The 23590-nt window shown below is 72.7% G+C and carries 11 protein-coding genes; 2 read left to right on the forward strand and 9 right to left on the reverse strand.

What is annotated here, in order from left to right:
• Positions 1 to 73: 73 nt before the first annotated feature.
• The 4 genes from ACIQV3_RS01710 to ACIQV3_RS01725 form a co-directional block, all read right to left on the reverse strand.
• Entirely contained in the window at positions 74 to 3208 is a 3135-nt protein-coding gene (locus ACIQV3_RS01710) for an AMP-binding protein (protein WP_403708656.1), read from the reverse strand.
• Between the two features lie 195 nt (positions 3209 to 3403).
• Entirely contained in the window at positions 3404 to 6772 is a 3369-nt protein-coding gene (locus tag ACIQV3_RS01715; protein WP_403708658.1) for an amino acid adenylation domain-containing protein, read from the reverse strand.
• Positions 6769 to 12468 (reverse strand): amino acid adenylation domain-containing protein, encoded by a 5700-nt coding sequence (locus ACIQV3_RS01720; RefSeq protein WP_403708660.1) that lies wholly within the window; start codon positions 12466 to 12468, stop codon positions 6769 to 6771. The genes ACIQV3_RS01715 and ACIQV3_RS01720 overlap by 4 nt, the downstream gene beginning before the upstream one ends.
• A 133-nt stretch (positions 12469 to 12601) precedes the next feature.
• On the reverse strand, positions 12602 to 15805 hold the full coding sequence (locus tag ACIQV3_RS01725) for an amino acid adenylation domain-containing protein (protein ID WP_403708662.1): 3204 nt from the start codon (positions 15803 to 15805) through the stop codon (positions 12602 to 12604).
• A 922-nt stretch (positions 15806 to 16727) separates the two neighbouring features.
• On the opposite strand from ACIQV3_RS01725, the gene ACIQV3_RS01730 reads away from it, so the two are divergent.
• Both ACIQV3_RS01730 and ACIQV3_RS01735 read left to right on the forward strand, forming a co-directional pair.
• The gene (locus tag ACIQV3_RS01730; protein WP_403708664.1) at positions 16728 to 18179 is read left to right on the forward strand and encodes a purine-cytosine permease family protein; all 1452 of its coding nucleotides are present in this window, start codon (positions 16728 to 16730) and stop codon (positions 18177 to 18179) included.
• A gap of 74 nt (positions 18180 to 18253) precedes the next feature.
• Positions 18254 to 19423 (forward strand): agmatine/peptidylarginine deiminase, encoded by a 1170-nt coding sequence (locus tag ACIQV3_RS01735; RefSeq protein WP_403708665.1) that lies wholly within the window; start codon positions 18254 to 18256, stop codon positions 19421 to 19423.
• A 137-nt stretch (positions 19424 to 19560) separates the two neighbouring features.
• Here ACIQV3_RS01735 and thpD read toward each other — a convergent pair whose 3' ends face one another.
• The 5 genes from thpD to ACIQV3_RS01760 all read right to left on the reverse strand — a co-directional run bounded on the left by thpD (position 19561) and on the right by ACIQV3_RS01760 (position 23555).
• A complete protein-coding gene (thpD, locus tag ACIQV3_RS01740; protein ID WP_403708667.1) occupies positions 19561 to 20463 on the reverse strand; it encodes an ectoine hydroxylase in 903 nt (300 codons plus the stop codon).
• A 65-nt stretch (positions 20464 to 20528) separates the two neighbouring features.
• Positions 20529 to 20933: an ectoine synthase gene (locus ACIQV3_RS01745; RefSeq protein ID WP_403708669.1), complete on the reverse strand. Its 405-nt coding sequence runs from the start codon at positions 20931 to 20933 to the stop codon at positions 20529 to 20531.
• Positions 20934 to 20973: 40 nt separating this feature from the next.
• Positions 20974 to 22242: a diaminobutyrate--2-oxoglutarate transaminase gene (ectB, locus tag ACIQV3_RS01750; RefSeq protein WP_403708671.1), complete on the reverse strand. Its 1269-nt coding sequence runs from the start codon at positions 22240 to 22242 to the stop codon at positions 20974 to 20976.
• 84 nt (positions 22243 to 22326) lie between these two features.
• A complete protein-coding gene (gene ectA / locus ACIQV3_RS01755; protein WP_403708673.1) occupies positions 22327 to 22905 on the reverse strand; it encodes a diaminobutyrate acetyltransferase in 579 nt (192 codons plus the stop codon).
• A gap of 197 nt (positions 22906 to 23102) precedes the next feature.
• Positions 23103 to 23555, reverse strand: coding sequence for an RICIN domain-containing protein (locus tag ACIQV3_RS01760; protein WP_403708675.1), 453 nt, complete (start codon positions 23553 to 23555; stop codon positions 23103 to 23105).
• Positions 23556 to 23590 lie beyond the last annotated feature (35 nt).

The raw sequence follows: 23590 nt of genomic DNA on the forward strand, positions 1-23590 counted from the left end.
GCGGGGCGCGGTAGGGGCGCCCCGCCCGCACCCCGTCGGCCGGGCCCGCACCGTCGGCCGGGCCCGCACCCCGTCAGCCGCACGCGGCCGTCAGCGCGGCGGTGAACTCCCCGGCGAGTTCGGTGATCACGGGGAGGTCGAAGGCCAGCGCGTTGTACTGCAGCCAGCACCGCAGCCCGCCGTCCGGCTGCTCGACCACGGTCAGCTCGGGCACGCCCCGGTCCCCGCCCGGCAGTGGCCAGGGCACGGTGCTTCCGCGGGGCAGCTCCCAGGGCGCGCAGGTCAGGCCGGGCAGCTGGGCGGGCGCGGCCCAGGCCTCGTAGCGCAGCCAGGCCGCGAACGGTACGGACGGGCTGAACTCGGCGAACGGGTACAGCTGGTGGTCCAGCGCCTCGCTGTACGTGGTCCGCAGGCGGTCCACGAGTTCGGCGAAGCCGGGTTCCCCGCTCGCGTCCACCCGGAGCAGCAGGGACTGTACGAAGCAGCCGACCGTCCGCTCGGAGTCCGGACACGGGCGGCCGGGCACCGGGGTCATCACCACCAGGTCGGGACGGCCGCTGCGGCGCGCCAGCAGTCCGGTCCAGGCCGCCGTCACGGCCAGGAAGGGGGTCGCGCCCAGCTCGGCCGCCCTGGCCCGCAGGGCTTCGGCCAACGACGCCGGCACCTCGAACTCGTGCCCCTGCGTGAGGACTTCCTCCACCGCCCGGCGGCCGGCGAACTGCTCCAGGGCCTGCGGGGCTCCGGCCAGCGCGGCCGCGAAGTGGGCCCGGGAGGCCGGCCAGTGCGCGTTCGCCCACTCCACCAACTCCTCGTAGCCCGGGCCCGAGCGGGCCGGCGGGGCCGACCGGCCGCGCCGCAGTGCGGAGTAGGACACCCCGAGGTCGGCCAGCAGCACACCGACCGACCAGCCGTCGGAGACCATGTGGTGCACCGCGACCAGCACCACGTGGTCGGTCTCCGAACGGCTCACCACCAGGAGCCGTGCCATCGGGTCGGCGGCCAGGTCGGTGAGGCGGTCGCGTTCGGCCAGCAGCAGGGCGTCCACCTCCGCGTCCGTGGCCCCGGGGGCGCGGGTCAGCGTGATCCGCACCCGGGGCTCCTCGTCCAGCACCGCCCGCACGACCCCGTCGACCGCCGCCTCGAACCGGGTCCGCAGCGCCGGATGGCGCCTGACCGCCTCGGTGAGCGCCAGGCCGAGCGTTTCCGGCTCCAGCCGGTCGGTCACCCGGAAGAGCGCCGTCACCGCGCCGGCGTCCCGCCCGGGGGCCTCGGCCATCCAGCGGAAGAAGTTCTCCTGCTGCGAGGTGAGCGCGATCGCGTGCGGCTGCGCGCGGAGCGCGGCCAGATAGGGCGTCACCGTCTCTCGTGCCACCGTGTCCCGTGCCGCGGTGTCTCGTGCCACGGTGTCCCGTACCACCGTGTCCGGTGTCATCGTCTCCGTCCCGGCGGACGCGCCGCCGGAAGTGGTCGCACGCCGGTCGGGGTGGTCCACCCAAGCGGCCTGGGAGCGCAGCGAGGGCCGCTCGAAGACCACGGCGGTGCCCGTCGGGACCCCGAACTCGCCGCTGATGCCGGCGGCGAGCTGGACCGCCCGGAACGAGTCGCCGCCGAGCGCGAAGAACTCGGCGGCCACGTCGGTGACCGGCCGTCCGAGGAGACGCCGCCAGAGCCCCGCCAGGCGCAGTTCCGTCGGGGTGGCCGGGGCGACCGCCGGACCGGTGGGCTCCGGGGGCGCGTCGAAGAGGGGGCGGAGCAGGTGCTTGACCACCTTGCCGCTCGGATTCCTGGGCAGGCCGGCGGCGAGCAGGATCCGTACCGGCAGTTCGGGCCTGCCGAGCCGGGCGCTCAGGAACAGCCGCAGCTCGTCCAGGTCCAGCCCGCCGGGCCCGGCCACCACGACCGCCACCGGCACGGAGCCCATCACGGGGTGCGGCAGGCCGAGCGCGGCGGCGTCCGCGACCGCTGGGTGCTCGTGCAGCACCTCCTCGATCCGCAGGGTGGAGACCTTCAGCGCGCCGCTCTTGATGACGTCGCTCTCCCGGTCGACCAAGTACAGGTAGCCGTCCGCGTCGAGGCGTCCGACGTCGCCCATCCGTACCCAGCCGTCCCGGAACACCCTCGCGCTCTCCCCGTCGGCGCCGAGGTAGCCGCGGGGCGGTCCGGGCTGGCGCAGCCAGACCTCGCCCACCTGCCCGGCGGGCAGCGCGTGCCCGTCCGCGTCGAGGATCCGCAGGTCCCGGGGGTCGGAGGGGCGGCCCAGCGAACCGGGGCGGCGGGTGTCGACGACGGTGGAGATCTGCGCGGGCGAGGCCTCGGCGGAGGTGTAGGTGTTGACCAGCGTCGCGCCCGGCAGCGCCGCGGCCAGCGCGGCCGCCACCGGCACGGGCAGCGCGGCGGCGGAGGAGTTGACCAGGCGCAGACTGCTCAGGTCGTACCGCCCGGCGGTGCCCGCGTTGACCAGTTCGATCGCCATCGAGGGCACCAGGAAGGCGGTGCCGACCCCGAACTTCTCGACCGCGATGCCGAACTGGTCCGCGTCGAAGCGCGGCAGGCTGAGCGTGGTGGGCGCGGCCGTCAGCGCGCCCAGCAGCATCACCTGGCCCGCGTTGGTCCCGATCGGGAAGGCGTGCAGGGCGTGCCGCGAGTGCGCGTAGGCGCGGCGGCGGGGCCGGGTGGCCAGACCGGCGGTCAGGTTTCCGTGTGCGGCGAGGACGCCCTTGGGCGCGCCGGTGGTGCCGGAGGTGCCGATCACCTGGGCCGGGTCGGCCGGGCCGACCCGGTGCGGCGGCCCGGCCGGCGGCTCGGGGTGCGCCGCCAGCAGGGTGTCCAGGTCCAGCTCCGCAGGCCCCGGTACGGCGGTCGGTTCACCGTCCCGCAGGACCGTACGGGCTCCGGCCAGCTCGGCCAGGGCGGCGGCATCGGCCCCGGACAGGTCCTCGCGGACCGGTACGGGCACCCCGCCCGCGTACTGGACGGCGAGGAAGCCCACGGCGTACCGCTCCCAGCGCGCGTTGGCGAACCGGAGCAGCACCCGGTCGCCCGGTCCGATCCCGGCCGCGGCCAGCCCGGCTGCGGCGCGCAGCGCCTCCTCGCGCCAGCGGCGGTACGTCAGTTCCCCGCCGCCGACGACCTGCAGCGCCACGTGGTCAGGGTGTTCGGTGGCCCGGGCGTCGAGGAGCTCCGGGACGGTCGTCGCGGTGGGCGGCACGGTGGTGGCGATGGCGGTCTCCGGTGCGATTCGGTGGGAGGTCCGGGCAGCAGGACCGAGCCTGCTGCCCGGCAGTGCGTCTGATGGCGGTCCGGTGGAGCGACGGCCCGCTGGACCGACGGTCCGCTGGAGCGACGGTCCGGGCGGTCCGGGCGGACAGGGCGGACCGGTCTGGATCGAGGCGTCGGCGCCGGGTCAGTCCAGCCGGCCGGCCGCCTCCTCCTCGCTGAGGGCGTCGATCTCCGCGATCAGCAGTGCCTCGATCCGGGCCGCCAGGGCCGCAGGGGTGGGGCTCTCGAAGACGTCGCGGATCGACACGTCGAGTCCGACCCCCGCCCGGATGCGGGCGGCGACCCTGGTGACCAGCAGCGAGTCACCGCCGAGGGTGAGGAAGTCGTCCAGTACGCCGACCTTCGGTACGCCGAGCACCTCCTGCCAGAGGTCCACCACCAGGGCCTCGGCATCGGTACGGGGCGCCAGGTAGCCGGCGCCGGCCCCCGCCGGAACCGGGTCGGGCAGCGCCGCCGCGTCGAGCTTGCCGTTGGCGGTGAGCGGGAGGGCGTCGAGCAGCACCACGCTGTCGGGCACCATGAAGGCCGGCAGCCGCAGCGCCAGGTGCTCGCGCAGCTCGCCCGGCCGCGGCGCGGCTGCCGGGGACCCCTGTCCGGCGGCCGGTCGCAGGACGGCGTACGCGATCAGCCGGCGGCCGTCCCGGACCAGTACGGCCGCCAGGCCGACGGCCGGATGGGCGGTGAGGGCGGCCTCGATCTCGGCGGGCTCGATCCGGTATCCGCGGATCTTCACCTGGCCGTCGGCGCGGCCGAGGAACTCCAGCTGTCCGTCGGTGCGCCACCGGGCGCGGTCACCGGTGCGGTACATCCGGCCGTACGGGGCGTCGGTGAACGGATCGGGGAGGAAGGCCTCCGCGGTCAGATCGGGCCGGGCCACGTAGCCGCGCGCGAGGCCGGCGCCGCCGATGTACAGCTCGCCCTCGGATCCGGCGGGCAGCAGGCTGCCGCGTTCGTCCAGGAGGTAGAGCCGCACCCCCGGCAGCGGACGGCCGAGCGGAGGGCGCTGCTCGGCGGTGGGACGGCCGCCGGGCCCGGTACCGGCGGCATCGCCGGAGCCGTTGCCGCGCTCGCCGGACCGCTCGCCGGCGAGCTCGCCCGCGGTGACGATGACGGTGGCCTCCGTCGGGCCGTACGTGTTGACCAGCCGGACGGTGTCGCCGTGCCGCTCCCGCCACCGGGCGAGCGTGGCGGCCCGCGCCTCGGAACCGCCGAGGACCACCAGGCGCAGCGCCGGCGGCCACGGGGCCTGGTCTCCGAGCGAGACCAGCTCCTCCCAGTACGCGGTGGGCAGGTCCAGTACGGTGACGGTCCGTCCGGCCCCGCCGCGCAGCAGGTCGGGCAGCATCCGGCCGCCGCCGGGCAGCAGGACGACACAGGCGCCCGCGGTGAGGGCGGGCCAGATCTCCTCGGCGTGGGTGTCGAAGCCGATGGAGGCGAACTGTACGATCCGGTCGCCCGGCCGGAGCCCGTAGCCCTCCGGTCCGGCCATCCACCGGACGCGCCCGGCCAGCGCGGCGTGTTCGACGGCGACGCCCTTGGGGGCGCCGGTGGAGCCCGAGGTGTAGAGGACGTACGCGAGGCCGCGCGGGTCGGTCCCGGGCAGCGCGGGCCCCGTACTTCCCGCCCCGATGCCGGTGTGCGCCGAATGCCCGCCTTCGGGGTCCGGTCCGCCGACGGCCAGCACCGGGACTCCGAGGTCCGGGCGCTCGCCTCCGGTGAGCAGGAGGGCGGCGTCCGCCTCCCCGAGCATCAGCCGCTGCCGCTCGGCCGGGTGCGCGGGGTCGAGCGGCAGGTAGCCGGCGCCGGCCTTCCAGATCGCCAGCAGGGCGGTGACCAGTTCCAAGGACGGCTCGATCCGGACGCCCACCGCGCGACCGGCCAGCGGGCCCAGCCTGCGGGCCAACTCATCCGAGGCGCGGTCGAGTTCGGCGTAGGTCAGGATGGTGCCGGCACATTCGAGAGCCGGTGCGTCGGGGCGGGCGGCGACCTGGTCGGCGAAGCCGCGCAGGATCGTGCCGGCGCCGTCCCTGGCGGCGGGGGCGACGGGGACGGCGGGCCCGGCGCCGAGGGCGAGCAGCGCGGCGCGTTCCTCGCCGGACGGCAGCCAGTCGCCGTGCAGCGGGACCTCCACGTCCGCGATCGCCCGGCCGAGCAGGTCGCGGACCCGGCGGGCCAGGGCCTCGACGGTGGCGCGTTCGAAGAGCTCCCGGTCGAAGCAGAACGACAGCGTCATCCCGCCGTCCGGGGTCCGCCAGCTGTCCAGCAGCAGATCGGTCTTGGCCCGGTCGAAGCCGGAGTCCATGTCCGCCGTACGGACACCCGCGGGCAGCGAGGTCCGCTCGCCGGCGCCGGCCAGCTCGTACTGGCTCTGGTGGACGAACACCGCCTGGTAGAGCGGGCCGACGCCGGGCCGTACGGGCAGGCCCAGTTCGGCGGCCACCCGCTCGACCGGGACGTCCTGATGGCTCAGCGCGGCCATCGTGGCGGAGCGGACCCGGCGCAGCACGGTGTGGAAGCCGGGGTCACCGGTGAGGTCCGCGCGGATCACCCCGGTGCGGGAGAAGTAGCCGAGGAGGGCTTCGTGGGCGGTCTCGTTGCGGCCGGCCAGCGGGGTGCCGACGGCGAAGTCGTAGGTGCCGCTCCAGCGGGCCAGTACGCACTGGTAGGCGGCGAGCAGCACCATGAAGGGGGTGCAGCGCTGCTCGCGGGCCAGGGCGTCGAGTCCGGAGACCAGCTCGGAACCGAGGGCGAGCTCGGCGAAGCCGGCCGGATGGGCGGGCTCGGCGGGCCGGGGGTGGTCCAGCGGCATCCGCAGGGCGCCGACGCCGGCCAGGCGTCCGGTCCAGTAGCGGACCGCCTCCTCGGCCGCTCCGCCGTCCAGCCTGGTCCGTTCGGCGAGCGCGAAGTCGCCGAACTGGAGCTTGAGCTCCGGCAGTTCGGCCGGACCTTCACCGGTCTCCTCGCGGTACAGCGCGAGCAGCTCGCGCCACAGCACGGTGAACGACCAGCCGTCGGAGACGATGTGGTGGACCACCACGCTCAGCGCGTGCTCGTTGTCGCCCGCGCTGACCAGGACGGCCCGCAGCGGCGGGCGCTCGCTCAGGTCGAAGGGGGCGTTGACGAAGGGGGCGCAGGCCGCGGTGAAGGACTCCTCCGCGGCATCCGGTATCGGGACCAGGGTGAGCTCGACGTCCCGTACGGGTTCCACGAGCTGGACGGGCTGCTCGCCGTCCAGGGCGAACCGGGTGCGCAGCACCCGGTGCCGCGCGGTGAGCCGGGTGAGCGCCGCACCCAGCGCGCGCGGATCGATCGGACCGCTCCAGCGCCGGTTCAGGTACATGTTGAACCCGGCGTCCTTCGGCCCCAGTTGCTGGAGGAACCAGAGGCGGCGCTGTTCATCGGTCAGCGGGTGACGGGAGATCGGGGTCGGGGAGGCTGGGGAGGCCGGGGAGGCCGGGGAGTTCGGAGAGACAGGAGAGGTCAGTGAAGTCATCTGTTCGTCTCGCTCTTCGTGCGGGCCTGCAGGGTTTCCAGGCCGATCAGGTCGTCGGACTCGGCGTCCGGGACTTCCCGGTCGAAGCGGGCCAGGACGGGAATGCAGAGGCTGATCAGGACCAGCGCGGCCATGGCGAGGCCGAACACCAGGTAGAGCAGGCCGATGCCGCGCCCGTCGCCGGTGCCGATCAGCGCGCCGACGCTCGAGGCCAGCGCGCCGCCCTCGTCCATCAAGGGCTGGAGCAGTTCGGGCCCGGCCGGGGCGACCAGGGCGAAGCCGATGGGCAGGGTGGACCAGGCGACCAGGGTGTTCACCGCGATCACCCGGCCGTGGAAGCGCATCGGCACCTTGGTCTGGATGACCGTCGCGTAGATGCCGTTGAGCAGGGCCAGCCCGTAGGTCATGCCGAACGCACCGACGGCGACCACGGTCACCGAGGGCCGCAGGCCGGTGACGAAACAGGCCGCGGCGACACCGAGCGTGGCGAACAGGACGCCGCGCAGGCGCATCCGGCGCGGGCCTCCCCAGACCAGCAGGGTGAGGCCACCGAGGACGGCGCCCAGACCGGCCGCGGTGGACACCCAGCCGGCCGCGGCGGTCGAGGAGAAGGAGAGCACGAGCGGGGTGACGAGCAGGAACAGTGGGGAGAGGAAGATGTTCAGCGCCGCGAACCAGAACAGCATGGCCCTGAAGTGGCGGCTGCCCAGAGCCCGTTGGAAGCCCGCGCGGATCTCCGCGGCGACGCTCTCGCGTCGGGTGGCGGCCATCACGTCGGGGAAGCGCACGGCCAGGGTGACGCCGGTGGCGATCAGGTAGCTGACGACGTCGAAGATCAGGATGCCGCCGAGGCCGATCACGTGCAGGATGCCGACCGCGATCAGCGGAACGAGGAACTGGGCGAGGCCGAGGGCCATCTGGACCACACCGTTGGCGCGGCCGAGGAACCGCTTGGGCACCAGCTGCGGCACCGCCGAGCCCCAGGCGACGCGCTGGAAGGCGAGCGCGGCGGAGAGCAGGGAGATCATCACGTAGCAGTGCCAGATCTCCAGTGAGTCGCTGAGGTACAGCGCCAGCAGCGCGGCCTGCGTCAGGCCGGCCGCGACGTCGCCCCACAGCATCACCCGGCGGCGGTCGCCGCGGTCGACGATGGCGCCGGCGAGCGGGGCGGCCACGATGCCGGGCACCAGGCCGAAGGCGGCGAGCAGGCCGAGCTGGAACAGCGACCCGGTCTGCAGGTAGATCCAGATCGGCAGGGCGAACTCGGTGAGCGCCGAGCCGATCATCGAGAGCTGCTGGCCGGTGGCGATGGCCAGGAAGCGGCCCATGGTCGGCCGGACGGGCCGGCGCGGGCGGGTCCCGCGGGACTTCCCCGGGCTCCCGGACCGCTCCGGCTCCTCCGGCTGCCCGGGTTCCGGCCCGAGTTCCGGCCCGAGTTCCCGCCCGGGGTGCGGCTCCGTCGCGGGGGCGGGTTCCGCCCCCGCCGCGTCCCGGGACAGCCCGGCCAGCCACCAGGTGGCGTCGGCGGTGCGTTCGTGGCGCGCCTCCTCGCCGGCGGCGATCGAGCGGTGCACCCCGGTCACGATGCCGGCCAGTTCCTCGGCGCGGTACTTGAGGTAGAAGTGCCCGGCCTCGTCCAGGACCACCACGGCGGCGGTACCGGTGATCCGGTGCCACTCGCGGAAGCGTTCCTCGTAGAACTCGGTCGCCGGATCGCGGTCCCCGCACACGGCGATCACCGGCGCCGTGATGGTGCCGCCCTCGCTCTCGTACAGCTCGCCGAAGTAGCGCTCGGCGCCCTTGGTGCCGACCCGGCGGTTGTGCACGATCAGCCGCAGCTGCTCCTCGTCGACCTCGTCCACGTCCAGGCCCGCCGCGGCCAGGGCGTTGATCATGCCCTGGTCGCTGCGCAGCCGCGCGGCCAGCTCGGCGAACCGCTCGGCCAGCGCCGCACCGCGGCCCCTCGGGCGGGCGAAGGGGAAGATGCCTCCGAGGTGGACGGCGTCGATCTCCCGGCCGGCGGCCTCCACCCGGCGGGCGATCTCCACGGTCAGCCGGACGCCGACCCCGCAGTGCCCGTAGAGCACCAGGGGTCCCGGGACGGTGGCGACGATCTCCTCGGCGCAGAGCCGGGCGACCTCGTCGATGTCCATGGCCTCCTCGCCCAGTTCGTGGCCGGGGACGGCGATGGAGTGCAGGGCCCAGTCCGTGGGCATGGCGTCGGCGAGCGGCTTGTAGATCAGTGCGCTGCCGCCGCCGTAGGGGGCGCAGACCACACTGGCGACCGTCTCGCGGCGCTCGGGGGTGAGCAGGTGCAGCAGCCGGCGCGGGCCGCGGTCGGCCTCCGGCGTGGCCACCAGCGCGGCGAGCCGGCGTACCGTCGGGTGCTTGAAGAGGTCCATCACGCCGACCGGTGTGGCCAGGTCGGGGAAGGCCCGGCGCATCCGGGCGACCACCTGGGTGGCGAGCAGGGAGTGGCCCCCGAGCTCGAAGAAGTCGTCCAGCGCGCCGACCCGGGGGAGCTCCAGCAGGTCCGCCCACATGGCGGCGATCACCTGCTCGGCGCCGTCCTCGGGGTCGACGTGGGTACCGGCGGCCGGGCCGTCGGCGGGCGCGGGCAGCGCCTTGCGGTCGACCTTGCCGTGGGCGAGCAGGGGCAGCCGCTCCAGCACCACGTACCGGGCCGGAACCATGTAGTCCGGGAGGACCTCGCCGAGAGTGGCGCGCAGTTCGGCGGCGGTCGGCGGTTCGCCGCCGGCGGGGCGTTCCAGGTAGGCGACGAGGTTCTGCTTGACCCCCTCACCGCGCGCCAGGACCACCGCCTGGGTGATGCCGGGCAGGGCGGTCAGCGCGGCCTCGATCTCCCCGGGCTCGACCCGGTAGCCGCGGACCTTGATCTGGTCGTCGCCGCGGCCGAGGTAGTCCAGGGTCCCGTCGGTGCGCCAGCGCGCCAGGTCGCCGGTGCGGTACATCCGGGGGCCGCCGGTCGCGTGGGCGCCCGGGCCTCCGCCGGACGGGTGGGCGTACGGGCCGTCCCCGGGCGTGTCGCCGGACGTGTCGGCGTACGCGTCCGCGTACGGGTCGGGCAGGAACCGCTCGTCGGTCAGGTCCGGCCGGCCGAGGTATCCCCGGGCCAGCCGGTCCCCGCCCAGGTACAACTCGCCGGTGACGCCCGGCGGAACGGGGTTGCGTGCCTCGTCCAGCACGTAGCAGCGCCCGCCGGCCAGCGGACTGCCGATCGGGGTGTTGCCCGGAGCCTCCAGGCCGTCGGCGGTGACCTCGTGGACGGTGATCCCCACCGTAGCCTCGGTCGGCCCGTAGTGGTTGAACACCGCGCACCGGCCCAGTGCGGCGATGCCCGCGGCCCAGGACCAGCTGCTGGCCTCGCCGCCGAGGACCAGGGTGCGGCGCGGCAGCAGCCGCTCGATCGGCGCGTCGGCGGTGAGCGCGGCCAGGTGGGAGGGCGTCATCTTCAGGTGGTCGATGCCCGCCCGCTCGATCTCGGCGGCCAGTTCCACGCCCGCGATCCGGCGCGGCAGCAGATGGACCCGGCCGCCGGTGGTGAGCGCCAGGTAGAGCATGGTCATGCTGAAGTCGAAGGAGAGCGACTGGAGCAGCCCGTAGGAGCCCCCGGGCTCGATCCGCAGCCGCTCGCGCGCTCCCGCGAGGTAGTTGAGGATCTGGCGGTGCTGCACCGCGACGCCCTTGGGCGTGCCGGTGGAGCCCGAGGTGTAGATCACGTACGCCAGGTGGTCGGCGCCGGAGACCTCCTCCAGCGGGGTCCCGTCGCCTTCCGGAGCGTCCATGTCCGGGGCGTCGCCGTCATCGTCCGTCAGCAGGTCGGCCGCCGGGTGGTCGCCGAACCGCGCGCGCAGCACGGTGTCGGTGATCAGGACCTTGGCGCCGGCGTCGGCGACCAGGTGGGCGAGCCGGGCGGGGGGCTGTTCCGGGTCGAGCGGCAGATAGCCGCCGCCGGCCTTGAGTACGGCGACGAGGGCGACGGCCAGTTCGGCGGACTGCTCCAGGCAGACGGCGACCCGGTCGTCCGCGCCCACGCCCAGGGCCCGAAGGCGCCGGGCCATGGCGTTCGCTCGCCGGTCGAGGTCGGCGTAGGTCAGCGTGCGGTCCTCGAAGACCAGCGCGGGCGCCTGCGGCGTCCGGGCCGCCGCCTCGGCCAGTGCCCGGGTGAGCGTCGCGGGACCGCCGTCCGGCAGCGCGGGACCGGTGGCCCAGGCCCCCAGTACGGACGACCGCTCGGACGCGCTCAGTAGCGGGAGCCGGTCGACCGGAAGCGCGGGGTCGGCGACCCCGGCGGCGGTCAGCAGCTCGAAGCGCTCGACGAGGCGGTCGACGGTGCCGGCGTCGAAGAGGTCGGTGCGGTACGTGAGCAGGCCGTAGAGGCCGCCGCCCGGCTCCTCGCGCATGTAGAGGGCGAGGTCGGCGTGGGTGGTGGTGGCTTCGTAGCCGAAGCCCTCGGTGTCCAGGCCCGCCGTGGGGGCGCCGGCGCGGTCGCCGTAGTTCTGGAACGCGAAGGTGGTCTGGAAGACGGCCGCACGGCTCACGTCGCGTTCGACCGCGAGATCGCTGACCATCTGCTCGAACGGCACCTCCTGGTGCGCGTACGCCTCGAGCGTGGTCTCGCGGACCCGGCTGATCAGCCGGCCGAAGTCGAGATCGGCGGAGAGCCGGGCGCGGATCGGCAGCATGTTCACGAACGCGCCGACCACGCCTTCGAGTTCATGGTGGAGACGGCCGGCGACGGCGGAGCCGACCGCGAAGTCGCGCTGGCCGGAGTGCCGGCCGAGGAGGGCCTGGAACGCGGCCATCAGCACCATGTACGTGGAGGCGCCGAAGGACCGCGCGACCTCGGCGACCTGGCGGGAGAGCTCGGGGCTCCAGCGGAACTCGGCCGCGGCGCCGTCGAAGGTGAACAGCGGCGGGCGGGGCCGGTCCGAGGGCAGTTCCAGCGCCGGGACGCCGTCGAGCTCATTGCGCCAGTGCTCACGGGAGGCGGCGAGCTGCCCGTTCTCCAGGCGGTCCCGCTGCCAGGCCGCGTAGTCGCCGAACTGGACAGCCAGTGGCGGGAGTTCACCCGGAGTGCCGTGGGCGTGGTGGGCGTAGCGGAGGTCGAGCTCGCGGTTGAGGAGGTCGATCGACCAGCCGTCGCAGATGATGTGGTGCATCACCAGGGCCAGGACGTGGTCCTCCTCCGCGATCCGGACCACGAGGGCGCGCACCAGCGGGCCGGTCTGGAGGTCGAAGGGTTCGGCGATCAGCGCGCCGAGTTCGGCGGCGGCGCGCGCCCGCGGGTCCGGGTCCGCACTGGCGTCGAGGTGCCGGGCCGCGAACGGCGCGGGTTCGGAGACCCGGACCTCGGCGGTGCCGGCCTCGGTGGTGCGGAAGGTCATCCGCAGGCTCTCGTGCCGGGCCGCCAGGTCGGTCAGTGCGGAGTCCAGCGCGGTGCGGTCGAAGGGGCCCCGGAGCCGGCGGGCCGGCGCCAGGGTGTAGGCCGTGGAGCCGGGAGAGAACTGGTCCATGAACCAGAGCCGTTCCTGGCCGCTGGAGAGCGGTGGTGCGGTGTCAGCCGGGCGGGGGTCCACCACCCGGGCGGGGGCCGAGGCGCCGCGCAGCCGCTGGCTGAGGAGGGCGCGCTTGGCTGCGGACCAGTCGGTGGGCAGGTCCTGGGTATCCGTCATCGAGTTCCTGTTCGGACGTGCGGCGGGGGAGTCGGAGGGTGCGGACCCGGCGGGGCCGGGCAAGGCCCGCAGGAGGCGGCCCGGCGCCCTGCGCCCGGCGTACCGGACGCAGGGTCGGGCCGAGGACGACGTCCTACTGGAGTTCCCGGACGGCGGCAGCGATGCCGGCCGGGGTCGGGATGTCGAAGAAGACGTCGAAGTCGAGTTCCACGCCGAGCGCGTCGCGGATCCGGGCGGCGATCTGGATCACCGTCAGCGAATGCCCGCCGAGGTCGAACAGGTCGTCCTCGGGGGCGACTTCGGGCAGGTTGAGCACCTCGGCCCAGATCAGGCAGACCGTCGAGGCCGTCTCGTCTGCGGCGGCGGACACTTCGGTGGCCCGCGGTGCCGGAGCCTCGCGCGGCGGGGGTACGGGCAGGGCCCGCCGGTCCAGCTTGCCGTTCGGGGTGAGCGGCAGGCGCTCCACGATGAGCCAGCGCTGCGGCACCATCGCGGCCGGCAGCGTGCGCGTCAGGTGCTCGCGCAGGTCGGCGGAGGCGGGCGACGGGCCGCCGGTGACCGGGACCAGGTAGCCGGTCAGGAAGGGTTCGCCGTCCGCCTCGGTGCGGACGGCGACGGCGGCCTGGGCGAGGGCCGGGTGCTCCAGCAGGGCGGACTCGATCTCGCCGAGTTCGATCCGGTGGCCGCGGATCTTGACCTGATCGTCGATGCGGCCGAGGAAGTCGAGCTCGCCGTCGGCCGTCCAGACGGCGCGGTCCCCGGTGCGGTAGAGCCGGGCGCCGGGCGGGCCGAAGGGGCTCTGCACGAACCGCTCGGCGGTGAGTTCGGGTCGGCCGAGGTAGCCGTGGGCGACGCCGTCCCCGCCGATCAGCAGCTCTCCGGGGATGCCGAGCGGGGTCGGGCTCAGCTGCTCGTCGACCACGTAGGTCCGGGTGTTGGCGATCGGGCGGCCGATCCTGACCTGCCGCGGATCGGCGGGGAGTTCGGCGCAGGTGGACCAGATGGTGGTCTCGGTGGGCCCGTACACATTGAACAACCGGGCGGTGCGTGCGCGCAGTTCGCGGGCGAGCGGCAGCGGCAGCGCCTCGCCGCCGGCCAGGCCGGTGACGGCGGCCAGCGCGTCGGCGGGCGGCGCGCCGGCCCCGCTCACCGCCGTCAGCATCACCCGCCAGCCGGACGGGGTGGCCTGGACGTGGGTGACGCCCTCGGCGGCGATCAGCGAGAGCAGGCCGGGGCCGTCGACGGACAGCCCGTCCGGAGCCAGGACCAGGCGGCCGCCGGTGATCAGCGGCAGATAGAGCTCCAGCGCGGAGATGTCGAACGAGAGCGAGGTCAACCCGAGCCAGGCGTGCTCGGGGCCGGAGCCGAGCCGGTCGGCGAAGGAGGTGAGCAGGTTGACCAGCGCCCGGTGGCCGACCGCGACACCCTTGGGGCGGCCCGTGGAGCCTGAGGTGTACAGGACGTACGCCACGTCCTCCGGGCCGGGGGCGACCCCGGGGGTGGACTCGGGGGCGGACCCGGGGACGGACCCGGGGACGGACCCGGCCGGGTCCTGCGCCGACCGGGCGAGGACCCGTAGGACCACGGGGGCCGCGGCGGCCACCACGGGCGAGGGCTCACGGTCGGCGAGCACCACGACGGCCCCGGAGTCGCGCAGGACGAGAGCCAGGCGCTCGGCCGGATAGCCGGGATCCAGCGGCAGGTACGCCGCGCCGGTGGCGAGGACCGCGAGCAGCGCGGCGGGCAGGTCCGGGGTGCGGTCCAGGTGGAGGGCGACCAGATCACCGGGACGAACGCCTCCGGCGTCCAAGGCCTCGGCCAACTGTGCGCTACGGAGCATCAGTTCGCGGTAGGACAGATGGCGGCCGGAAGCGCTGACCGCGATGGCCTCGGGGGTGGCGGCGGCCTGGGCGCGGATCAGGTCGAGGACGGTCCGGTCGGCTGGATAGGGCCGGTCGGTGGCGTTCGGCGCGGTGGTGACGGCACGTAGCTCCGCGGCGTCCAGCAGCGGAAGGTCCACCAGCCGGGCGCCGGGGGCGGCGACCGCGCCGGCGAGCAGCGTGCGGAAGTGACCGGCGATCCGGCGGGCGGTGTCCGGGGCGAGCACGGTCGGGTCGTACTGGAGGCTGAAGTCGATGCCGCCGCCCGGGGCGCCGTCCGTGCCGGGGGCTTCGACGGCCTGGAGGTGGAGGGTGTTGCGGGCGGTGCGGTTGTGCACGGCCCAGGAGACCCGGGCGCCGGTGCCGGCGAATTCCGGTTCCGTGCCACGCCGGCGGTAGCCGAACGAGACCGCGGTCAGGCCGACCCGGGGGCTCAGCCCGGGAACGGCGGTACCGAAGGGTACGCCGCGGTACGGGTAACCGGCCCGCAACTCTGCCCGGACGGCGCCGGCGAAGTCGGTGAAGATCCGCGACGCCTCGACCGCGGGCGCGTGCACGGGCAGCTCATTGACGAACAGGCCTACTTCCCGGGCCAGTTCGGGCGTGCGCGTGGAGAACGGGACGGACACCGGCACCGCTTCGCCGCCGTACCGGCGCAGCAGCCCGTGCAGGGCCGCGAGTAGGAACTCGAAGACGGTGGTGCCGACGAGGCCGGCCGCGGCGGCCAGCTCGTCGGCCCCGGCGCCGTCGAGGCGCCACTCGACCGCCTCACCGGCCCCGGCGACGATCGGGCTGCGCACCGCACCGGGCAGTACCGGATCGGTGGCGGCGGCCCAGCGCGGGCCGTACCACTCGGCGGCGCTGCGTACGGCACCCGGATCCGCGGCCGGTGCGGCAGGGGCGGCCGGTGTGGACGGTGCGACCACCGCCGTCCGCGCGCCGCCCGGCGCGCAGGCCGGATCCTCGGTCGGGGACAGGGCCGCCGAACCGTACGCGGCCGCGAGGTCCTGGGTCAGGACGTCCTTGGAGTTGCCGTCGAAGACCGCGTGATGGGCGGTGACCAGCAGTTCGGCGCTGCCGTCGGCGCGCCGGAGCAGGGTGAAGCGACTGAGGGGTCCGGACTCCAGGGCGAACGGGCGGGCGGCCTCCTCCTCCAGCCGCTTCTCCACATCGGCCTCGTCCGCGGGTGCTTCGAGCCGCACCAGTACGGGCCGCTGCGCCGCGGGCTCCTGCCAGACCCGGCCGTCGCGCTCCACCAGCCGGGCGGCCAGGGCCGGATGGCGCCCGATCACCGCGTCCACCGCATGGGCCAGCGCCGCCGGGTCGATCCGGTCGAAGGAGATCCGCACCGGCATGTGGAAGGCCTCGCGGGCCACTCCCAGCCGTTCGGTGAGCCAGACGCCCTGCTGGGCCGGCGAGGCCGGCGTGCGGTCGGGCAGGGGGAGTACTTCGGACATCGGCGGCTCACTTAGGACGTCGGAGCAGGGTGGCGGAGCAGCACGGGTGAACGTGCGGACGCGTCATGGGGCGCGGGCTGCCGCACGGTGGGGCCCGGGGCACCAACGGCAGGCTGCAGCAAGCGGGTTCGGTGACGGGATCGGCAACGGTTGGCGTCCGGCCCTCCCCCGGGGGCCGGCCGACGGCCGTGAACGGTCAGGGCCGCCGGGCGTCCAGGGGTCTCCCGGGACGTCCGGTGCCTCGGCTCGGGCCCCCGCCCGATGAAGACAATTGGTCCAGACCTGTCGAGAGATTCGCACAACGCCCATGGAGCGTCAAGGGGCGTCCATTGCCCGGATTCGGCTGCCATGTGCGGTCGATCTGTACCGGAGTCCTCCCAAACATCCTCCCGAGTGAACACGTTTGACGGTTCGTCATCCCCTGTTGGTTGGCTGGATGTCGTCGTCGTGGTCCACGGGGGAGTGGGCCGCGGCCGTACGGGAGCCCATCCGGTCCCGGCGGTGTGACGGTGCACTGCGGCCGGGCCGCACCGACGGCTCGTCATTTGCTTTCGAGACGGCGCGAAAGGGCGCTGCGGCGAACCGCGTCCCACCCCCGGCGCCCCCGCCCCTCCCGCGCGACCCGGACGGGCCGGCCCCGCGCCCTGGTCCCGAGACTCCCCCTGCTGAAAATTCCGTCAGTAGGGGTGGTGTGAGGCCCCAAGCCATCTGAGGCCCTACATCGCAGGCCCGGTGATCGAGATCAAGACATAGGCATCGTCAGTCGCGTCCGCCGCCACCAGTGTCGCCTTGTTTGTAAGGAACATGCGACTTGCCCATTGACTGGAATTTCAGTCAGTCCCTACGGTGAGCGCAGCCTGATCGGCTCTGGAGGGGCGAGGCGGCTCAACGGCCGTGGGCATGCCCGCATATGGGAGATCAAATGGGAACAATCGCCTCAGAGGTATCGGACTCGACACCTCCTGCGGGCATCGAGGTGCACTCGATCGACTGGGTGCCCCTCGAGGAACGGCACGGCAAACCTTCGAGCGTCGGGGCCATCTGGTTCGTCGGCAGCCTCAACCTCACGGGTCTGGCGACCGGCGTCGTGACGCTCTCCATGGGGGCCTCGCTCCTCTGGACGGTGGTCGCCACGGTTCTTGGTTCGCTCTTCGGAACGTTCTTCATGGCATTCCACTCGGCCCAGGGGCCTCAACTGGGCCTGCCCCAACTGGTGCAGTCGCGGCCCCAGTTCGGATATCTGGGCGCCGCTTTCACTGTGTGGGTCTTCGCCCTGGTCAACTACGTGGCCTTCAATACGTCCGACGCCCTGCTGTCCGGGCAGGCGCTGAACACGCTCACCGGCATACCGAACGGCATCGGCTACGCACTGGCCGCCGTGGTGGCGGCCGTCATCGCCCTGTTCGGATACGAATGGATCCACCGGCTGAACAAGTGGCTCACCTGGCCCTTCGTCGTGATCACCGCGGCGATCACCGGGGCCGCCCTGTTCGGCGGAGGGCTGCCGGAGGGTGTCTGGGACGCCGGTCCGTTCGAACTCGCCCCGTTCATGCTCGTCTTCGTTTTCGTCGCGGGCTTCCAGCTGGGCTGGGCGCCGTACGTCTCGGACTACTCGCGCTACCTCCGGCCCGACGTCCCCGTGCGCAGCACCTTCTGGTGGACCTACCTCCCCAGTGCGGTCTCCGGCATCTGGGTGTTCGTCCTCGGCGCCGTCGTCTCGGCCGGTGCCCCCGAGGGCACCGACCCGGTGACCGCCCTGAAGCTTGCGGCGGACCGGCTGTTCAGCGGGTTCGGCACGATCGCCGTCGTCGTGCTGCTGGTCGGCCTGCTGTCCATCATGGCGATCAACCAGTACGGCGGCAGTCTCACCATGATCTCGATCGTGGACTCCTTCCGGCCGGTCAAGCCGACGCGGATCATCAGGATCGCGACGATCGGGATCATGATGGTGGCCGTCGGGACGGTCTCCATCCTCGTCGGAATCGATCAGTTCAACTGGTTCTTCGCCAACGTGGTCGTGGTGCTGACGTACCTGTTCATTCCCTGGACGGCCGTCAACCTGGTCGACTTCTTCTTCGTCCGGCGCGGCCAGTACGTCGTCAAGGAGATCTTCAACCCGCACGGCATCTACGGCCGATGGGGATGGCGGGGGAACCTCGCGTACGTGATCGGCCTGGCCTTCATGGCGCCGTTCATGGTCATCACCGGCCTCTACGTCGGCCCCGTCGCGGAATCCCTCGGTGGCGTCGACTACTCGATCTTCGTCGGCCTGCCGGTGTCCGGCGCCCTCTACTGGTTCTTCGCCCGAAGCCTCGACCTGGACACCGAACGCCGGATGGTCCGGGAGGAGGGCCTGCTCGACGAACTCCACTGACCAACTCCACTGACCAAATCCACTGGGCAACACCGTGCCCGCACGCACAGAACTGCCACGAAAGGGAGCACCACGTGAAGACAGAGAACGACGGCCAGAAGCCGGCCATGAGCCGCCGAAGCCTCCTCGCCCGCACCGGAGCGGCCGCGGCCGCGCTGGCGGTGGGTCCGGTCCTCGGCGGCATCCAGCCCGCCATGGCGGCGTCCTGGCGCGTACCCGGGGAAGAGGCGTCGCACAAGCGGACCTGGATGGCCTGGCCGTCCAGCTCCACGATCTGGGGCAGTGTGCTGTCCAAGATCCAGACCGACATCGCCAAGCTCGCCAAGGAGATCGCCAAGTACGAGCCGGTCATCATGTGTGCGGACGGCTCGTCGGCCGCGTCGACGGCCAGGAGCATGTGCGGGTCCACCGTCACGGTGATCAGCTCGGTTCCCGTCTCGGACTGCTGGATGCGGGACACCGGCCCGCTGTTCCGCGTGGACGGTGCCGGCGGCCTGGACGCCATCGGCCTGAACTTCAACGCCTGGGGCGAGAACGCCACGAGCTTCTACGGCATCCCCGCGTCCGCCTACAACAAGGACCGCGTGCTCGAGCAGAACCTCGCCGCCTACAACGGGACCCCGTTCGCCAGGACTTCCGTGGTCGGCGAGGGCGGCGGTGTGGAGTACGACGGCGACGGCACGCTGATGGCGACGGAGAGCTGCTGGGTGAACTCCAACCGGAACCCCGGCAAGACGCGAAGCCAGATCGAGGCGGAACTGCTCACCCGATTCGGCGCCACGAAGATGATCTGGCTGCCCGGCGTCACCGGAGAGGACGTCACCGACGGCCACATCGACGGCACCGCCCGCTACATCAAGCCCGGTGTGGTGATGGTGCAGTTGGCCGGTGCGGTGCGGCCGGCCGTCTGGACCGCCAACGCCAGCGCCATCCGCAACGTGCTGGCGAACGCGACCGACGCCAGGGGGCGCCGACTCCAAGTCCTCACCATCGAGGGCCCGGACACCCTGCCGCGGATCTCGCGGGGCAAGCAGGCGGCGTTCCTCAGCTCCTACATGAACTGGACGGTGACCAACCAGGCGATCATCACCACGCAGTTCGGCGACACCGCGAAGGACGCGGCGGCCAAGACGGCCATCGCGGCGGCCTACGGCAGGCCCGTCGTCCAGCTCAACCTGGACAACCTCTACGGCAACGGCGGCGGTGGCGCGCACTGCGTCACGATGCAGGAGCCCAACCGCTAGGCAACAGGCCCGGGTCTCACGCCTGAGACCCGGGCCGGCCGTCCCCGTTCCGAGCGGGGGCGGCGTTCAGCGGCCCCCGCTCGGAACGGGGCACCGCACACCCGGCCGCCGGCCCGGCCGCGCAGCGGAGGGGTCCGTCAGCGCACCGGAGTGAAGTCCTGCGCGGCGATGTACCCGGGGCGGCGCACCGGGGCGGCGAAGGGCTTCACGGGGCGGTTCTCGACGCTGTTGAAGACGAGGAACACGTTGCTGCGCGGGTAGGGCGTGATGTTGTCACCCGAGCCGTGCATCGCGTTGCAGTCGAACCAGGTGGCCGAGCCCGCCTTGCCGGTGAAGACCTTGATGCCGCAGGCCGAGGCGAACTTGGTCAGCGCCTCATCCGAAGGGGTGCCCGCGTCCTGCATCTGGAGGGACTTCTTGTAGTTGTCCTTCGGCGTCGCACCGGCACAGCCCAGGAAACTCCGGTGGGAGCCGGGCATGATCATCAGGCCGCCGTTGCTGGTGTAGTTCGGCGTCAGCGCGATGGACACCGACACGGTGCGCATGTGCGGCAGGCCGTCCTCGGCGTGCCAGGTCTCGAAGTCGGAGTGCCAGTAGAAGCCGCTGGCACCGAAACCGGGCTTGACGTTGATCCGGGACTGGTGCACGTACACCTCGGAGCCCAGGATCTGCCGCGCGCGCCCCACGACGCGCGGATCCGAGGCGAGGGCCGCGAACACCTCGCTGATCCGGTGGACCTCGAACACGGAGCGCACTTCCCGGGACTTCGGCTCCACGATGGACCGGTCGTCGGCCAGCGTCGAGGGGTCACGGAGCAGCCGGTCCATCTCGGCCCGGTAGACGTCCGTCTCCTCGGGCGTGATCAGTTCGTCCACGGACAGGAAGCCGTCGCGCTCGAAGCTCTCCAGCTCGTGGGCCCAGATGGGGCCCGGCGTGCCGGGCTCGGACCAGACGACGGGGTCCGCGCGGCCGGTGAGCACCTCTTCGGAGCCCCGGGTCGGATACAGGTCCTTCGCCGTGCGTGTGGATGCGTAGGTCATGGTGGTGCCTGCCTCTCCACTCTGTTCTGCTCTGTTCGGCTCTGTTCCGCGTGCGTTCGCCCGACTCAGCCCCGGCCGGGCTCGGTGAGCAGCGGGTACACGCCGTTCTCGTCGTGGTCCTCCCGGCCGGTGACCGGCGGGTTGAAGACGCACAGGCAGCGGAACTCCCGCCTCACGCGCAGGGTGTGCCGCTCGTGGCCGTCCAGGAGGTACATGGTTCCCGGAGTGATCGTGTGGGTCAGGCCCGTCTCCTCGTCCGTGAGTTCGGCCTCTCCCTCCGTGCAGACCACGGCCTCCACGTGGTTCGCGTACCACATGGACGTCTCGGTGCCGGCGTACAGGACGGTCTCGTGCAGGGAGAAGCCGACGCGTTCCTTGGCCAGGACGATGCGCTTGCTCTCCCAGGTGCCGGATGCCGCCCTGACGTGGCGGTCGGTTCCCTCGAGGTCCCGGAACGAGCGGACGATCATGGTGGTGTGCCCTTCGTGGTGTGTGGCGCGGTGCCGGTGGTCAGGCGGTTTCGCGGACGGAGCGGGCGAGGATGTCGAGGCCCTCGTCGAGTTCGTCCGCGGTGACGGTGAGCGGCGGCAGGAGCTTGACGACCTCGCCCTCGGGGCCCGAGGTCTCCACGAGGAGACCGTGCTCGAAAGCCTTCCGGCACACCGCCGCCGCGCGCTCCTTGTGGGCGAACTCGATTCCCCAGACCAGTCCGCGGCCGCGGTACGCGGCCCCCAGCCGGGCGTGTTCGGCACACAGTTCGCGCAGCGCGCCCTCAATGTGCTTGCCCTGGGCGAGGGTCCGCTCGCGCAGGACGCCGTCGGCCCAGTAGGTCTCCAGCGCCGCCGTCGCGGTGACGAAGGCCGGATTGTTGCCGCGGAAGGTGCCGTTGTGCTCGCCCGGCTCCCACAGGTCGAGTTCGGGCTTGAACAGGCACAGGGACATGGGGAGTCCGTACCCGCTGATGGACTTCGACAGCGTCACGATGTCGGGCGTGATGCCCGCCTCCTCGAAGGAGAAGAACTCGCCGGTCCGGCCGCAGCCCATCTGGATGTCGTCGACGATCAGCAGCATGTCGCGGCGCCGGCACAGGTCCGCGAGGGCGCGGAGCCACTCCGCGCGCGCCACGTTGATCCCGCCTTCGCCCTGGATCGTCTCGACGATGACCGCCGCCGGGTGGTTGAGGCCGGATCCCTGGTCCTCCAGCAGGCGCTCGAACCAGAGGAAGTCGGGGACCCTGCCCCCGAGGTAATTGTCGAAGGGCATCGGGGTGCCGTGCACCAGGGGGACGCCGGCGCCGGCCCGTTTGAAGGCGTTGCCCGTGACGGCGAGGGAGCCGAGCGACATGCCGTGGAAGGCGTTGGTGAAGGAGACGACCGACTCGCGGCCCTTGGCCTTCCGTGCCAGCTTGAGCGCCGCTTCGACGGCATTGGTCCCGGTGGGGCCCGGGAACATCACCTTGTAGTTCAGCGCGCGGGGTTCGAGGACGTGGGACCGGAAGGCCTCGAGGAAGGACCGCTTGGCCGTCGTCGACATGTCGAGCCCGTGCGTGATCCCGTCCCGCTCCAGGTAGTCGAGCAGGGCCCGCTTCAGAACGGGGTTGTTGTGCCCGTAGTTCAGGGACCCGGCGCCCGCGAAGAAGTCCAGGTAGGCGGAGCCGTGTTCGTCGTACAGCCGGCTTCCCGTGGCGCGCTCGAAGACGACGGGCCAGGCGCGGCAGTAGCTGCGCACCTCGGACTCCAGGGTCTCGAAGACGGACAGGACCGGCTCGGTCATGGTCAAGGGAACTCTCCAATGAAAGTAGGGGTGTTCGTTGTAAAAGGGTGCCTACGGGGGCCCGGCCCCCGGCGTGTTCGGGCTGCGCGCTCAGAAGGAGAGCGGCCCGATGCGGTGCAGGACCTCCGGGGCGTATCCGCGGTCCGGGAACTCCTCCGGGGCGAACAGCACTTCGCGCGTGAGCGTGGCGCCGTGCCGCGCGGCGTACGAGGCGAACAGTCGCTCCGACGCGAGGTTTCCGGGAGAGATGGTGGTTTCGAGGGAACTCAGTCCGTGCTCCGCCGCCACGCGGGCGGAGAGTCCGTCGAGCAGGGCCCGGGCGATCCCCAGACCCCGGACAGATTCGTCGACTGCGATCTGCCAGACGAGCAGGGTGCCGGGGCTGTCGGGCCGCAGGTATCCGCTGACGAATCCGACGGCACGCCCGGACGCGTCGCGGGCCACCGCGGAGGTGCCGGCGAAGTCACGGCACCAGAGGAGATAGCTGTAGGCCGAGTTGAGGTCCAGCGTCCCGGAGTCGCGGGCGAGGCGCCACAGCAGCCGGCCGTCACCCGGGCGGGGGCGGTCGATGCGCGTCGTCGGCGTGGACGGCGTGGACGGGGTGGACGATGTAGTCGGGGTGGTCGGCGGTGTCTTCCGGTAATGGGCCAGTTCTGCATGAGCAGTCATGCGGGCCGAAGCTACCGAGGGTTTGATTGGATTGCACGGCCCTCAGGGGTTACGGGGAGGATGTTGCCCGTGATATATGGAAACGCCTCCCCGGGGTGACGAAGCTATCGATCAAGCGCCTGGCTTTACGCCTTAAATGCCGACATTCCCACCCCACCCTCAGGTTTATAACGAGCGGATAACTTCTTTGCCGTGTCTCATATATGCCCCTTGAATGTGACGTCTTCCTCGGCGGACCGGGGTTTCGTTCGCGGCTGCGGGGTTAAAAGGCCGCCGCGGACAGGGTGAGGGTCTGTTCCGCGGAGGTCCGGGCGCCGCCGACCGGGCTGCCGGTGGTGTCGGTCCACGCGCGGGTGGGAGTGGTCTCGGGCGAGGCGGCCGGATGCGTCGGAGAGGCCGAGCACGAGTCCGCTGTAGCGGTTCACGAGCCGATGGGTGCCGGTGGGCCGGCCGTCGGCCGTGAAGTTCGGGATGACGAACCACTGCTGTCCGACGGAAGGCCCGCTCCTTGGTGCCTTGGTCGCGGTGGGCTTGGCCGCCCAGGCGCGTCCCGCGTTCGCCTTCGAGTCCACGCCGAGGAGTTGACGGGTGGCGGCGTTGGAGATGCGGTAGGGGCCGTCGCCGTTGAGGGTGAAGATCCACCGGCTCACAACAGGGCGTCAATTAATTTGAATAGAAGCCGAAT

Source organism: Streptomyces sp. NPDC099050, assembly GCF_044759865.1.
GTDB lineage: Bacteria > Actinomycetota > Actinomycetes > Streptomycetales > Streptomycetaceae > Streptomyces.